We start from the raw sequence: 15,049 nt of genomic DNA on the forward strand, positions 1-15,049 counted from the left end.
GCCGTGAACGAGGTCGTACAGTCCCCCGCCATCCAGCCGCTGCCGAAGTCGGCACCCACGGCTGGCAAGCAGAACCTGCTCGACCTCGATCGCGCGGGCCTGGAGAAGTTTTTCGTCGAGGTTCTCGGCGAGAAGAAGTTCCGTGCCCATCAGGTGATGAAGTGGATCCACCATCGCTACGTCACCGATTTCGATGAAATGACCGACCTCGGCAAGGTCCTGCGCGCCAAGCTGCAGGCCCATGCCGAGGTGCTGGTTCCGAACATCGTGTTCGACAAGCCCTCCGCCGACGGCACCCACAAGTGGCTGCTGGCGATGGGCGTGGATGGCAAGAACGCCATCGAGACCGTGTACATCCCGGACAAGACCCGCGGCACGTTGTGCGTGTCCTCGCAGGTCGGTTGCGGCCTGAACTGCACGTTCTGCTCCACCGCCACCCAGGGCTTCAACCGTAACCTGACCACCGCCGAGATCATCGGCCAGGTGTGGGTTGCCGCACGCCACCTGGGCAACGTGCCGCACCAGATGCGCCGCCTCACCAACGTGGTGATGATGGGCATGGGCGAGCCGCTGATGAATTTCGACAACGTCGTGCGCGCCATGAGCGTGATGCGCGACGACCTGGGCTACGGCCTGGCCAACAAGCGAGTGACCCTGTCGACCTCCGGCCTGGTGCCGCAGATCGACCGCCTGTCTGCCGAAAGCGACGTGTCGCTGGCGGTGTCGCTGCATGCGCCGAACGACGCACTGCGCGAGACGCTGGTGCCGCTCAACAAGAAGTACCCGATCGCCGAGCTGATGGCCTCGTGCGCACGCTACCTGCGCGCCAACAAGCGCCGCGAATCGGTCACCTTTGAATACACCCTGATGAAGGGCGTCAACGACAAGCCCGAGCATGCCCGCGAGCTGGCCCGCCTGATGCGCCAGTTCGACAACGCGGTGCAGGCCAAGGATTCGGGCAAGGTCAACCTGATCCCGTTCAATCCGTTCCCGGGCACCCGCTACGAGCGTTCCGAGGAGGCCAACATCCGCGCCTTCCAGAAGATCCTGCTCGACAGCAACGTGCTGACGATGGTCCGCCGCACCCGTGGCGACGACATCGACGCCGCCTGTGGCCAGCTCAAGGGCCAGGTGATGGACCGCACCCGCCGCCAGGCGGAGTTCAACAAGACGCTGCAGGCGGGGAAGGGGAGCGATGCCGCGGCCTGACCGCCTCTGGCTGGCGCTTCTCACAGGCGTGCTGGCCGTTGCGGTCGGCGGCTGCAAATCCCAACCCAAGGCCAAGCTGGGCCCCAGCGAAGCGCCGGTCTATTCGGTGCGAGATCCGGACAGCGTGCGGCGCCAGGTGCGCCTGCAGGATCTGCTGGCGCTGGCTGCCCGTGACATGCAGGTCGGCAACCTGGATGCGGCCGAACGCAAGGCGCGCGAGGCGCTGAAGCTGGCGCCCGACTCGCCGGATGCGCTGGTGCTGCTGGCCGGCATCGATGAGCGCCGTGGCCGGAGCCAGCAAGCGGGCGAGAGCTTCCGCAGGGCGGCCGAACAGGCGCCGCAGCGCGGTGACATCCTCAACAATTACGGGGCGTGGCTGTGCCAGCAGGGGCGGCCGGCCGAGTCGCTGGCGTGGTTCGATCGAGCGCTGCAGGCGCCGGGCTACGCCACACCGGCCGAATCCCAGGCCAATGCGGGCAGCTGTGCACTGGACGCTGGCCAACTTGAACGTGCCGAAGGCGACCTGCGCGCGGCGCTGTCGGTGCTGCCGGGAAACCCGGTCGCGCTGGAGGCGATGGCGCAGCTCAGCTTCCGCCAGGGCCGCTTCATGGAGGCCCGGGCCTTCGCCGAACGTAGGATTGCGGCTGCACCCGCAACGCGTTCCGTGTTACAACTTGCGTCTCAAATCGAAGCGCGGCTGGGTGATCGGGCGGCATCTGATCGCTATCTTCAGCGGATTCGACAGGAATTTCCGCAGGAAGCGGGCTCCTAACTCCAGGGTTGATGCATTGTGATTGATGACCAGACTGTGAGCGCTCTCGAGACTGCGGCCGGCTGCGGCGCCCGCCTGCGCCAGGCCCGCGAGGCGGCCGGACTGACCCTCGAAGATGTCGGCTCGCGCCTGCGCATGCCGGTCCAGGTGGTCAGGTCGCTGGAAGAAGAACAATGGCAGAAGCTTGGCGCGCCGGTGTTCGTGCGCGGCCAGCTGCGCAGCTATGCGCGGCTTCTGGACGTGGACGTGGGAGAGCTGCTGGAGCAGGCCCAGGTCGGCCCGGTGGTGCCGCCTACCCTGGTCAGCCATACCCATACCCCGCGTGCGCGCCGCATTGCCGAGAATCTCGGCCGTCGCGTGCTGTACGTCGGTATCACCGCGGTGCTGGCAGTGCCGGTGTGGTTCGCCACCCGTGGTCATTTCGATGGCAGTGCGACGCCGTCGCCGAACACCGCCTCGCTGGACGCGATTCCGGCCGCCGTGCCGGTCACCCCCTCTGCCGCCGGCGTCGAGCCGGCCGCGGTGGCGGACGTGGCGAGCGCTCCGGCCAGCAAGCCGGCCGCCACTCCGTACGTGGCCTCGCTGGCCCCGGTGCCGCGTCCAGCCCCGGCACCGGCCGCTGCCGCCAATACGCTGGACATGCAGTTCAGTGGCGACAGCTGGGTCGATATCGGCGGCCCGGACGGCAGCACTGTCGAGAAGGCGCTGATCAAATCCGGCGAGAGCCGCAGCTTCACGCCGGGCCAGGTGACCCGGGTGACCCTGGGCAACGCCTCGGCGGTCCAGGTTCAGCAGAACGGCGCTATCGTCGATCTGACCCCCTACCAGCGAGCCAACGTGGCACGCTTTCAGGTATCCTCTGAAGGCTCCGTAGTCCCGGTTTCGCACTGAGGCGCGGTTTCACCACCTTCGATTAATTCCAATGGTCCCTCCCGATGGGCGGGGCGAGAGTACGCATGGCGATCGACGATCTGCTCGACGAGCACGAACAAAGTGAACGCGTCCGCAGCTGGCTGCGGAAGAATGGCGCCAGCATCCTCGGTGGCGTGGTCATCGCCATCGGTGCCATTGCCGGCTGGCAGTGGTACCAGAAGGATCAGGGCGGCAAGCTGGCCTCGGCCAATGTCGAGTACCAGAAGGCGCTCGTTGGCCTGCAGCAGAACAAGCTTGACGACGCCGCCAAGGCGGTCAAGGCGCTCGAAGCCGGCCCGTCCAGCATCTACGGCGACCTGGCGGCGCTGCAGCTGGCCAAGGCCCAGGTCGACGCGGGCAAGAACGAAGAAGCCCTGGCTACCCTGCGCGGCGTGAAGGTTGAAGGTGACCTGCAGCGCGTGGTCGACCAGCGCGTGGCCCGCCTGCTGGTGGCCACCGGCAAGAGCGACGAGGCGATCAAGCTGCTGGGCAGCGCCACCGACAGCAGCAGCCTGGAAATCCATGGCGATGCGCTGATGGCGCAGGGCAAGCGCGATGAGGCCCGCGCACAGTACGAGAAGGCGCTGAAGACGCTGGACGTGGCAGCGCCGCAGCGGCGCCTGCTGGAAACCAAGGTTATGGACGCCGGCGGCACCGTCGCCGCCCCTGCGGAGTCGGTTTGATGAGTCAGAAGGTCATGATCACCCGCGTCGCCACCGTGCTCCTGATGGGCATGGCCCTGACCGGCTGCAGCACCATGAAGGGCTGGTTCGCCGGCAAGGACGCGGCCGCGAAGAAGGCACAGGAACCGGCTGAGCTGGTCAAGTTCGAGCCGACCCTGAAGGTCAACAAGGCCTGGTCGGTCAACCTCGGCAAGGGCGAGCGCCGCATCGGCGTGCGCCAGGGCCCGGCCGTGGCCAACGGCCACGTGTTCGCTGCGGCGATCACCGGTGGCGTGCACGCCATCGACCTGCAGACCGGCAAGAAGGTCTGGACCTGGGAGCCGCAGAAGGAAAAGAAGAAGGCCAAGCTGCGTCTGTCCGGTGGCCCGGGTGTCGGTGAGAACCTGGTCGTGATCGGCACGCTCGATGGCCAGGTCATCGCGCTGGACATCAACGACGGCAGCGAAAAGTGGCGCGCCCGTGTTCCGGGTGAAGTCATCGCCGCGCCGGCCATCGCCCAGGGCGCGGTCTACGTGCGCAGCAACGACGGCCGTATCACTGCGTTCGATGCCGGCAACGGCACCCAGAAGTGGTTCAACCCGAGCGAGCTGCCGGCGCTGACCGTGCGTGGCAACGCACCGGTGGTGACCGGCCCGGGCGTGCTGTTCATCGGCAAGGACGAGGGCGCGGTTGCCGCCCTGGCCCAGCAGGATGGCCGCACCCTGTGGGAACAGAACGTGGGCAACGGTGAAGGCCGTACCGAGCTGGAGCGCATGGCCGATGTGGACGGCGCGCCGGTGCTGGATGGCAACACCCTGTTCGTGAGCAGCTTCAAGAACCAGACCATGGCCATCGAAGGCCCGACCGGTCGCCCGCTGTGGGCGCGCGACCACGGCGGTGCGGGTGGCGTGGCGGTGTCGTCGGGCAATGTGTTCGTGACCGACAACAAGGGCGGCGTGTTCGGCCTGGACAAGGCCAGCGGCGCAGCCATGTGGTCGCAGACGGCACTGGCCCGTCGCTCGCTGACCGGCCCGGCGCTGCATGGCGACTACGTCGTGGTCGGCGACTACAAGGGATACGTGCACTGGCTGCAGGCCTCCGATGGTGCGATGGCGGCACGGGCAAAGAGTGGCGGTGACGCCCTGCTGGCCCAGCCGGTCGTCGCAGACGGGGTGCTGCTGGTGCAGAACGTGGATGGCAAGCTGACCGCCTTCCGGTTGGCAAATTAATACGGAGTACTCGCGATGCTGCCTTTGGTCGCCCTGGTTGGACGGCCGAATGTCGGCAAGTCGACCATTTTCAATGCGTTGACCCGCACCCGTGACGCCCTGGTCCATGACCAGCCCGGCGTCACCCGTGATCGCAACTACGGCGTCTGCCGCCTCGACGAGGACAATCATTTCCTCGTCGTGGATACCGGCGGTATTGCCGGTGAGGACGAAGGCCTGGCCGGTGCCACCACCCGCCAGGCGCGTGCGGCGGCTGCCGAAGCGGACCTGATCCTGTTCGTCGTCGATGCCCGCGAGGGCACCTCGGCGCTGGACGACGAGATCCTGGCGTGGCTGCGCAAGCTGTCGCGCCCGACGTTGCTGCTGATCAACAAGATCGACGGTACCGACGAGGACAGCGTCCGCTCCGAGTTCGCCCGCTACGGTTTCGGCGAAATGCTGGCCGTCTCGGCCGCGCATCGCCAGGGCCTGGACGACCTGCTGGACGAAGTGATCCAGCGCCTGCCGGAAGAAGGTAGCGGCGAAGAGCTGGACAACGATCCGAACCGCATCCGCATCGCCTTCGTCGGCCGCCCGAACGTGGGCAAGTCGACCCTGGTCAACCGCATCCTCGGCGAGGAGCGCATGATCGCCTCCGACGTGCCGGGCACCACCCGCGACTCGATCGCAGTGGACCTGGAGCGCGACGGTCGCGAGTACCGCCTGATCGATACCGCCGGCCTGCGCCGTCGCTCGCGCGTGGACGAGGTCGTCGAGAAGTTCTCGGTGGTCAAGACCATGCAGTCGATCGAGCAGTGCCAGGTGGCCGTGCTGATGCTCGACGCCACCGAAGGCGTGACCGACCAGGACGCCACCGTGCTCGGTGCCGTGCTCGACGCCGGCCGCGCGTTGGTGATCGCCATCAACAAGTGGGATGGCCTGACCGAGTACCAGCGCGAGCAGGCCGAGACCATGCTGTCGCTGAAGCTGGGCTTCGTGCCGTGGGCCGAATCGGTGCGCATTTCGGCCAAGCACGGCTCGGGCCTGCGCGAGCTGTTCCGCGCGGTGCACCGTGCGCACGAATCGGCCAACAAGACCTTCACCACCAGCGAAGTGAACAAGGCCTTGGAAGTGGCCTACGAGACCAACCCGCCGCCGACCATCCGCGGCCACGTCTCCAAGCTGCGCTACGTGCACCCGGCCGGTTCCAACCCGCCGACCTTCATCGTGCACGGCACCCGCCTGAAGGAGCTGCAGGAGTCGTACAAGCGCTACCTGGAGAACTTCTTCCGCAAGCGCTTCAAGCTGATCGGCACGCCAGTGAGCTTCATCTTCCGCGAGGGTACCAACCCGTACGAGGGCAAGAAGAACGTCCTCACCGAGCGGCAGATCAAGTCCAAGCGGCGCTTGATGAAGCACGTCAAGGGCAAGTGATTCACGGGAAGGCGGCCGCAGGGCCGCCTTTTTCGTTGTTGGGAAATGGGATCTGATCCCGGGCGCGGGGCTGGCGCTACCGTAGGCTTGCGGTGGACCTGTAGAGCCGAGCCTGCGCTCGGCTGCTTTTCGCGCATTGCCGCAGGCGCGCTACGCGCGCCAGCCGAGCATGGGCTCGCCTCTACAGATTCTGGTCAACGCGGCCTGCCGCCACGTGCGTGATAATGCGGCCATGAGCATCCAAGAGTTTTCCCCCGCACAGGCACGCGAGCGCCTGGCCCATGGCGCGGTGCTGATCGATGTGCGCGAGGCGCACGAACGGGCCGGCGGCATGGCCGAGGGCGCGCGTGGCGTGGCCAAGGGCGAACTGCAGGCCGACCCGGCCGCGCATCTGCCGCGGCGCGACCAGGAGATCCTGCTGATCTGCCAGAGCGGCAAGCGCTCGGCCGATGCTGCGCAGTTCCTGCTGCAGGCCGGCTACACCCACGTCGCTTCCGTGACCGGCGGTACCGTGGCCTGGCGCGAGCAGTCGCTGCCGCTGGTGCAGCCGCTGGCCAGCGCCGCCGACCGCGACTTCTACGACCGCTATTCGCGCCACCTGCTGCTGCCACAGGTGGGCGAGGCCGGCCAGCGCCGGCTGCAGCAGTCGCGCGTGCTGGTGCTGGGCGCGGGTGGGCTGGGCGCACCGGCTGGGTTCTACCTGGCCGCAGCTGGGGTAGGGCACCTGCGTTTCGCCGACCATGACCGGGTGGAACGCAGCAACCTGCACCGGCAGATCGTGCATACCGAAGCCAGCGTGGGCCAGCTCAAGGTCGATTCGGCGCGCGAGCGGCTGCTGGCGTTGAACCCGTCGATCGACGTCGAGCCCGTTCCCGAGCGGGTCACGTCCGAGAACGTGGATGCGCTGCTGGAGGGCGTGGACGTGGTGCTGGATGGGTCGGACAACTTCCCGCTGCGCTACCTGCTCAACGACGCCTGCATCAAGCACGCCAAGCCGCTGGTGTATGCCGCCATCGAGCGCTTCGACGGCCAGGTCAGCGTGTTTGACGCCGGTCGCCAGCGTGGCGTGGCGCCGTGCTACCGCTGCCTGTTCCCGGAACCGCCGCCGCCGGAGTTCGCGCCGAACTGTTCCGAGGCCGGGGTGCTGGGCGTGCTGCCCGGGTTGGCCGGCGTCCTGCAGGCCACCGAGGTGCTGAAGCTGTTGCTGGGTATTGGCGAGCCGCTGGTGGGGCGGCTGCTGCGCTTCGACGCGTTGGGCATGCGCTTCCGCGAGACCGGCATCCGGCCGGACCCGCAGTGTCCGGTGTGCGCGCCGGGTGTGCCGTTCCCGGGGTATATCGATTACGCCGCGTTTTGCCGGGGTGGGTGAAGCTGGCCGGGGATTCATCCACGCATGGCGTGGATCTACCGGGGCGCGGCGGTTGTGCGTCATCCACGCATGGCGTGCATCTACTGGGGCATGACGGTCGTGCGTCATCCACGCATGGCGTGGATCTACTGTAGAGCCGAGCCCGTGCTCGGCTGCTTCAGGCCTCGGCACGAAGAGCAGCCGAGCGTGGGCTCGGCTCTACAGGTCATGGCGCCCACCCAAGCATGTGCATGGTTTCGGGATGATGCCGGGGGTCGCTCCCTGCATCGTTCCACCTCCAAGACAATCCGGCGCAACATGCGTGCTATTGCCGTCATCGGCATTGCTCTATTGTTGAACCCGATTCTGGATCTTGGGGAAAACACCGCATGGCGGTAGAAGCAGCGACCAGCGAGCTGGTCAAGGTCGTCGCCCTGTTGGGCGCGGCGGTGGTGATGGTGCCTTTGTTCCGCCGGGCCGGCCTGGGCTCGGTGCTGGGCTACTTCGCTGCCGGCCTGGCGATCGGACCGTTCGGGCTGGGCTGGTTCTCCGACCCGCAGGCGATCCTGCATACCGCCGAACTCGGCGTGGTGATGTTCCTGTTCGTGATCGGCCTGGAAATGCGGCCCTCGCACCTGTGGAGCCTGCGCAAGGAGATCTTCGGGCTGGGCACGCTGCAGATCGTCACCTGTGCGCTGGTGTTGACCAGCATCGCCAAGCTGTTCGGCCTCCCGTGGCAGGTGGCCTTCATCGGCGCCACCGGCTTCGTGCTCACCTCCACCGCGGTGGTGATGCAGCTGCTGGCCGAGCGCGGTGACATCGCGCTGCCGTCGGGGCAGAAGATCGTCTCCATCCTGCTGTTCGAAGACCTGCTGATCGTGCCGTTGCTGGCGCTGGTAGCCTGGATGGGCCCGAGCGCGGGCAGTGCCGACGGCGAGGGTTCGCGCTGGCTGTCGGTGGCCATCGGTGTCGGCGCCATCGTCGGCCTGGTGCTGGTCGGCCGCTTCCTACTCAATCCGCTGTTCCGCGTGCTGGCCGAATCGAAGGCGCGCGAGGTGATGACCGCCGCCGCGCTGCTGGTGGTGCTGGGTGCGGCGCTGCTGATGCAGTTGTCCGGCCTGTCGATGGCAATGGGCGCGTTCCTGGCCGGCGTGCTGCTGAGCGAATCGACCTTCCGCCACCAGATCGAAGCGGACATCGAACCGTTCCGCGGCATCCTGCTCGGCCTGTTCTTCCTCAGCGTGGGCATGGCGCTGGACCTGGGCGTGGTGGCTGGCAACTGGCAGCTGATCCTCGGCCTGGTGCTGGCGCTGATGGCAGCCAAGGCGCTGTGCATCTACGTGGTCGCGCGCATCATGGGCAGCGACCACGCGCAGGCGCTGGACCGTGGCGTGCTGATGGCACAGGGCGGCGAGTTCGCCTTCGTGCTGTTCTCCGCCGCGGCATCGGCCGGTGTGATCAACCTGGAGATCAATGCCAACTTCACCGCCGTGGTGGTGCTGTCGATGGCGCTGACCCCGCTGGTGGTGCTGCTCTACAAGCGCATCGCACCGAAGCCGACGGTGAACATGGACGGCGTGGACGAGGCCGAGGGCCTGTCCGGCAGTGTGCTGCTGATCGGCTTCGGCCGCTTCGGCCAGGTCGCCAGCCAGTCGCTGCTGGCGCGCGACGTGGACGTGACCATCATCGACAACGATGTGGAGATGATCCAGAGCGCGGCGCGGTTCGGTTTCAAGATCTACTACGGCGACGGCACGCGGTTGGATGTGCTGCATGCTTCCGGCGCGGCCACCGCACGTGCGATTGCGGTGTGCGTGGACAAGGCCGAGGCGGCTGATCGCATTGTTGAGCTGGTGTCGCACGAGTTCCCGCAGGCCAAGCTGATGGTGCGCTCGTTCGACCGCGAGCATTCGCTGCGGCTGATCCATGCCGGTGTCGATTTCCAGATCCGCGAGACGTTTGAATCGGCGGTGCTGTTCGGCCAGGCCGCGCTGGTGGAACTGGGTGCGGATGAGGATGACGCGGTGGAGATTGCCGAGCAGATCCGCCGCCGCGATGCCGAGCGTTTCGAGTTGGAAATTGCTGGTGGTGGTCTGAATGCCGGCGCCAAGATGGTGTTTGGCAACGCCGGCCAGGGCGTGCCGACGCCGACGCCGTTCACCGCGCCGAAGCGCGAGAGCAAGACGCTGAACCCGCAGGATATGCCGGAAGAGGAAGAGTAGAGCCGAGCGTAGGCTCGGCTCTACAAGGGCGGGGCGGTCGGTTGTAGAGCCGAGCCCATGCTCGGCCGCTCTTCGGTCAGGTTGCGAAAAAGCCGCGCTGCGCGCGTGAGCCGAGCGCAGGCTCGGCTCTACAGGGGCGGGTCGGTCGATGCCGTGGCGGTGGGCGAGGGGGCCTGAATCAGGGACAATAGCGTCCCCGCCGCCCCACGCCTGCCTCCGATGACTGATTCCGCCGCCCCGCATCCTGCCCGCATCCTCGATGGCCGCCGTATCGCCGAGGACCTGCTCGACAGCCTGAAGGTGCGCGTCGACGCCCGCGTGGCCGCCGGTGGCAGCCGCCCGGGCCTGGCCGTGGTGCTGGTCGGTGGCGACCCGGCCTCGACCGTGTACGTGCGCAACAAGCGCCGTGCCGCCGAGAAGGTCGGCATCGAGGCGCATGACTACGACCTGCCGGCCGGTACCACCGAGGCCGAGCTGCTCGACCTGATCGACCAGCTCAATGCCGACCCGAAGATCAACGGCATCCTGATCCAGCTGCCGCTGCCTGGCATCCCCGACGCGCGCCGGCTGATCCAGCGCATCGACCCGCGCAAGGACGTGGACGGCTTCCACCCGGAAAACGTCGGCCACCTGGCCCTGCGCGAGTTCGGCCTGCGCCCGTGCACCCCGCGCGGCATCACCACGCTGCTGGGCCACACCGACCAGCCGGTCCGCGGCCGCAACGCCACCATCGTGGGCGTGAGCAACCACGTTGGCCGCCCGATGGGCCTGGAGCTGCTGATCGCCGGCTGCACCGTGACCAGCTGCCACAAGTTCACCCCCAAGGACGTGCTGGAACAGGCCGTGCGCAACGCCGACATCCTGGTGGTGGCGGTGGGCCGCCCGGGCATCGTGCCGGGCGAGTGGGTGAAGCCGGGCGCGGTGGTGATCGACGTCGGTATCAACCGGTTGGATGACGGCCGGCTGGTGGGCGACGTGGGGTTTGAAGCGGCCGCCCAGCGGGCCAGCTGGATCACCCCGGTGCCGGGCGGCGTGGGCCCGATGACCGTGGCCACGCTGATGCAGAACACCCTGGAAGCGGCGGAAGCGCTGAGCTGACCCCAATTGGGGCTATCTGCTGTTGGTGGGTGCCGACCGTTGGTCGGCACAATGCTGGGGCACAGGTGTCTGAAGGGTAGTGCGGACCAACGGTCCGCACCTACCAAAGATGCCCCAGGGCTGGCCCAGGTGATCCTCTCAAGGTCAAGGTGGGTGCCGACCGTTGGTCGGCACAATGCCGGTGCACAGGTGTATGAAGGTAGTGCGGACCAACGGTCCGCACCCACCGAGGCAGGTTTCACCGCCCCCTGAACCAATCGCCGCCCGCGCGACACTGCGTCGCATCTCCCCCCTGCCACGCGGCGCGAAAACAGGGTAAAATGTCGCGCTTCCCCACATCTCGGGTATGCCGATGCTGCGCATCCAGGCTGAAGCACTCACTTACGACGACGTCTCGCTCGTCCCCGCCCACTCGACCATCCTGCCCAAGGACGTCAACCTCGAAACGCGGTTGACCCGAGACCTGAAGCTGAAGCTTCCGATCCTGTCCGCCGCCATGGATACCGTCACCGAAGCCCGCCTGGCCATTGCCATGGCCCAGCTCGGCGGCATGGGCATCATCCACAAGAATCTCAGCCTGGAACAGCAGGCCGCGGAAGTGGCCAAGGTCAAGAAGTTCGAGGCCGGTGTCATCCGCGACCCGATCACCGTCGGCCCGGAAACCACCATCCGCGACGTGCTGGCCCTGACCCAGGCGCACAACATCTCCGGCGTGCCGGTGGTGGGCAGCGACGGCCAGTTGGCCGGCATCGTGACCCATCGCGACATGCGCTTCGAGACCGAGCTGGACGATCCGGTCCGCCACATCATGACCAAGAAGGATCGCCTGATCACGGTCAAGGAAGGCGCCGCGTCTGATGAAGTGCTGCAGCTGCTGCACCGCAACCGCATCGAAAAGGTGCTGGTGGTCAATGACTCGTTCGAACTGCGTGGCCTGATCACCGTCAAGGACATCCAGAAGAACACCGACTTCCCGAACGCTGCCAAGGATCTGTCGACCCGCCTGCTGGTCGGCGCTGCGGTCGGCGTGGGTGGCGATACCGACCGCCGCGTGGAAGCGCTGGTCGCCGCCGGCGTGGACGTGATCGTGGTCGATACCGCGCACGGCCACTCGCAGGGCGTGCTGGACCGCGTCAGCTGGGTCAAGAAGAACTTCCCGAACGTGCAGGTCATCGGTGGCAACATCTGCACCGGCGAAGCCGCACTGGCGCTGCTGGACAGCGGCGCGGACGCGGTCAAGGTCGGCATCGGCCCGGGCTCGATCTGCACCACCCGCGTCGTCGCCGGCGTCGGCGTGCCGCAGGTCACCGCCATCGACCTGGTGGCCGAAGCGCTGCAGGACCGCATCCCGCTGATCGCCGACGGTGGCATCCGCTACTCGGGCGACATCGGCAAGGCGCTGGCCGCCGGTGCCTCGACCATCATGGTCGGCGGCCTGCTGGCCGGTACCGAGGAATCGCCGGGCGAGACCGAGCTGTACCAGGGCCGTTCCTACAAGAGCTACCGCGGCATGGGTTCGCTGGCTGCCATGGAGAAGGGGTCGAAGGACCGCTACTTCCAGGACGCCGCCACCGCCGACAAGCTGGTGCCGGAAGGCATCGAAGGCCGCGTGCCGTACCGCGGCCCGGTGGGCGGCATCATCCACCAGCTGATGGGCGGCCTGCGCGCCACCATGGGCTACGTGGGCTGCGCCACCATCGACGAGATGCGCAGCAAGCCCAAGTTCGTGAAGATCAGCGGCGCCGGCCAGCGTGAGAGCCACGTCCACGACGTGACGATCACCAAAGAGCCGCCGAACTACCGCGCCTGACGCGGGCCGAGCAAAGAGGAACGGGGAAGCACTTCCCGTTCCTCTTTCTCCATCTGCCGCCGTAAATCTGATTTCGTTTTCCCTACTGCATTGCCGGGGCGCCATGACCAACATCCATAACGACAAGATCCTCATCCTCGATTTCGGCGCGCAGTACACGCAGCTGATCGCCCGCCGCATCCGCGAGCTGGGCGTCTACTGCGAAATCTGGGCGTGGGACCACAACCCGGCCGAGATCGCCGCGTTTGGCGCCAAGGGCATCATCCTGTCCGGTGGCCCGGAATCGACCACGCTGCCGGGCGCCCCGGCCGCGCCGCAGGAAGTGTTCGACAGCGGCCTGCCGATCTTCGGCATCTGCTACGGCATGCAGACCCTGGCCGCGCAGCTGGGCGGTGCCACCGAAGCGGCTGACCAGCGCGAATTCGGCCACGCCGAAGTGAACGTGATCAACCCCGATGCACTGTTCAAGGGCCTGAGCGACCACGGCGGCGAGCCGAAGCTGAATGTCTGGATGAGCCACGGCGACCACGTCTCTGTTGCGCCGCCTGGCTTCACCATCACCGCCACCACCGACCGCATTCCGGTGGCCGCCATGGCCAACGAAGAAAAGCGCTGGTACGGCGTGCAGTTCCACCCGGAAGTGACCCACACCCTGCAGGGCCAGGCGCTGCTGCGCCGCTTCGTGGTGGATGTGTGTGGCTGCCAGACCCTGTGGACCGCCGCCAACATCATCGACGACCAGATCGCCCGCGTGCGCGAACAGGTGGGCGATGACGAAGTGATCCTGGGCCTGTCCGGTGGCGTCGATTCATCGGTCGTGGCCGCGCTGCTGCACAAGGCCATCGGCGAGAAGCTGACCTGCGTGTTCGTGGATACCGGCCTGCTGCGCTGGCAGGAAGGCGACCAGGTGATGGCGATGTTCGCCGAGCACATGGGCGTGAAGGTGGTGCGCGTGAACGCCGCTGACCGTTACTTCGCCGCACTGGAAGGCGTGAGCGACCCGGAAGCCAAGCGCAAGATCATCGGCAACCTGTTCGTTGAGATCTTCGACGAAGAGTCGAGCAAGCTGAAGAACGCCAAGTGGCTGGCACAGGGCACCATCTACCCGGACGTGATCGAGTCGGCTGGCAGCAAGACCGGCAAGGCACACGTGATCAAGAGCCACCACAACGTGGGCGGCCTGCCGGAGCACATGAAGCTGGGCCTGGTGGAACCACTGCGCGAACTGTTCAAGGACGAAGTGCGCCGCCTGGGCGTCGAGCTTGGCCTGCCGCGCACCATGGTCTACCGCCATCCGTTCCCGGGCCCGGGCCTGGGCGTGCGTATCCTGGGCGAAGTGAAGCGCGAATACGCCGAGCTGCTGGCCAAGGCCGATGCCATCTTCATTGATGAGCTGCGCAAGGCCGATCTGTACGACAAGACCAGCCAGGCGTTTGCCGTGTTCCTGCCGGTGAAGTCGGTGGGCGTGGTGGGTGACGCGCGGGCTTATGAGTGGGTGATTGCGCTGCGGGCCGTGGAGACGATTGATTTCATGACGGCGCATTGGGCGCATCTGCCGTATGAGTTCCTGGGTACGGTGAGCAACCGGATCATCAATGAGCTGCGGGGGGTGTCGAGGGTGGTTTATGACATCTCGGGGAAGCCGCCTGCGACTATTGAGTGGGAATGAGTTGAAAGAACGAGGGCGCCGAGAGGCGCCCTTGTTGTTTGTGGTGTCAGATAGAGCTAGGTTCGACTTCAAGTGGGCTTGTTAGCCGGATCCAGCCGCCCTAGTATCGGGCTGTATCAGGGGGAAGCCCGCCATTTGCTTGGTGGATACTTCGTATGACCGTACCAGGGGTCGACTGTTAGTTGGTTGGGGCGCGCGCCTACAGGTACTTGGTTCCATGGATGGAGTCGGCAGTGAGTATATTTCCTCGATGGGACAAGAGCTTTGAGCCAGCTCCTATGAGTTGTACCGAAAGCTCGTGGAACTTCACGTTCTTTGACAACCCACGAGCAAGAAGAAGAATCCTTAAGATTCAGTCTCTACCTCCGCTACTCTCCGATGAAGACCTGCAGGGTGAGGTGCAGAAACTCTGTGACAAAGCATCAGTTGTAGCGGGGTTCGCTCGCGAGCATCGCAACAAGTGCATCGCTCATCAGGATCGCGACTACCTCAGTAATCGTAGTTCTTATCCCCTGAGCGGAATTGGCGGCAAATGGTTAGGGGAGATGCTTGCTGCACTCAGGGCCGTCTTGAATTGCTTAGTTCCGCATTTTCGAGACAGCACGGTCATGTATGAAGATCTCGTGGACGAGAATGGAGCAAGGCTCTTGGTCCATGAACTGAGGAAGATGGAGTGACTCCAAGGTGCGGCCACAAGTGTGCCCT

The 15,049-nt window shown here is 66.3% G+C and carries 11 protein-coding genes; all 11 read left to right on the top strand.

Annotated features, from left to right (window positions below; all coding sequences use genetic code 11):
- Positions 1-3 precede the first annotated feature (3 nt).
- The 11 genes from rlmN to guaA all read left to right on the top strand — a co-directional run bounded on the left by rlmN (position 4) and on the right by guaA (position 14,344).
- Positions 4-1,209: a 23S rRNA (adenine(2503)-C(2))-methyltransferase RlmN gene (rlmN, locus tag ACTXG9_RS06990; RefSeq protein WP_111103165.1), complete on the top strand. Its 1,206-nt coding sequence runs from the start codon at positions 4-6 to the stop codon at positions 1,207-1,209.
- A complete protein-coding gene (pilW, locus tag ACTXG9_RS06995) occupies positions 1,196-1,981 on the top strand; it encodes a type IV pilus biogenesis/stability protein PilW (RefSeq protein ID WP_111103163.1) in 786 nt (261 codons plus the stop codon). The genes rlmN and pilW overlap by 14 nt, the downstream gene beginning before the upstream one ends.
- A gap of 18 nt (positions 1,982-1,999) precedes the next feature.
- On the top strand, positions 2,000-2,872 hold the full coding sequence (locus tag ACTXG9_RS07000) for a helix-turn-helix domain-containing protein (RefSeq protein WP_456115590.1): 873 nt from the start codon (positions 2,000-2,002) through the stop codon (positions 2,870-2,872).
- 65 nt (positions 2,873-2,937) lie between these two features.
- A complete protein-coding gene (locus tag ACTXG9_RS07005) occupies positions 2,938-3,576 on the top strand; it encodes a YfgM family protein (protein ID WP_019661310.1) in 639 nt (212 codons plus the stop codon).
- Positions 3,576-4,784, top strand: coding sequence for an outer membrane protein assembly factor BamB (gene bamB / locus ACTXG9_RS07010; protein WP_019661311.1), 1,209 nt, complete (start codon positions 3,576-3,578; stop codon positions 4,782-4,784). Before ACTXG9_RS07005 ends, bamB begins: the two co-directional genes overlap by 1 nt.
- Before the next feature lie 15 nt (positions 4,785-4,799).
- A complete protein-coding gene (gene der, locus ACTXG9_RS07015) occupies positions 4,800-6,197 on the top strand; it encodes a ribosome biogenesis GTPase Der (protein WP_164145458.1) in 1,398 nt (465 codons plus the stop codon).
- Positions 6,198-6,429: 232 nt separating this feature from the next.
- On the top strand, positions 6,430-7,566 hold the full coding sequence (moeB, locus tag ACTXG9_RS07020) for a molybdopterin-synthase adenylyltransferase MoeB (protein ID WP_456115591.1): 1,137 nt from the start codon (positions 6,430-6,432) through the stop codon (positions 7,564-7,566).
- 368 nt (positions 7,567-7,934) lie between these two features.
- Complete coding sequence (locus tag ACTXG9_RS07025) at positions 7,935-9,767, top strand: monovalent cation:proton antiporter-2 (CPA2) family protein (RefSeq protein ID WP_456115592.1); 1,833 nt, start codon at positions 7,935-7,937, stop codon at positions 9,765-9,767.
- Positions 9,768-9,986: 219 nt separating this feature from the next.
- Positions 9,987-10,865 carry a bifunctional methylenetetrahydrofolate dehydrogenase/methenyltetrahydrofolate cyclohydrolase FolD gene (gene folD, locus ACTXG9_RS07030; protein ID WP_005416247.1) on the top strand — a complete coding sequence of 293 codons (879 nt, stop codon included), beginning with the start codon at positions 9,987-9,989 and terminating at the stop codon, positions 10,863-10,865.
- 352 nt (positions 10,866-11,217) lie between these two features.
- Entirely contained in the window at positions 11,218-12,675 is a 1,458-nt protein-coding gene (gene guaB / locus ACTXG9_RS07035; protein ID WP_032958143.1) for an IMP dehydrogenase, read from the top strand.
- A 103-nt stretch (positions 12,676-12,778) separates the two neighbouring features.
- Positions 12,779-14,344: a glutamine-hydrolyzing GMP synthase gene (gene guaA, locus ACTXG9_RS07040; protein WP_019661318.1), complete on the top strand. Its 1,566-nt coding sequence runs from the start codon at positions 12,779-12,781 to the stop codon at positions 14,342-14,344.
- Positions 14,345-15,049 lie beyond the last annotated feature (705 nt).

It is taken from the genome of Stenotrophomonas maltophilia group sp. LNF247, assembly GCF_054083135.1.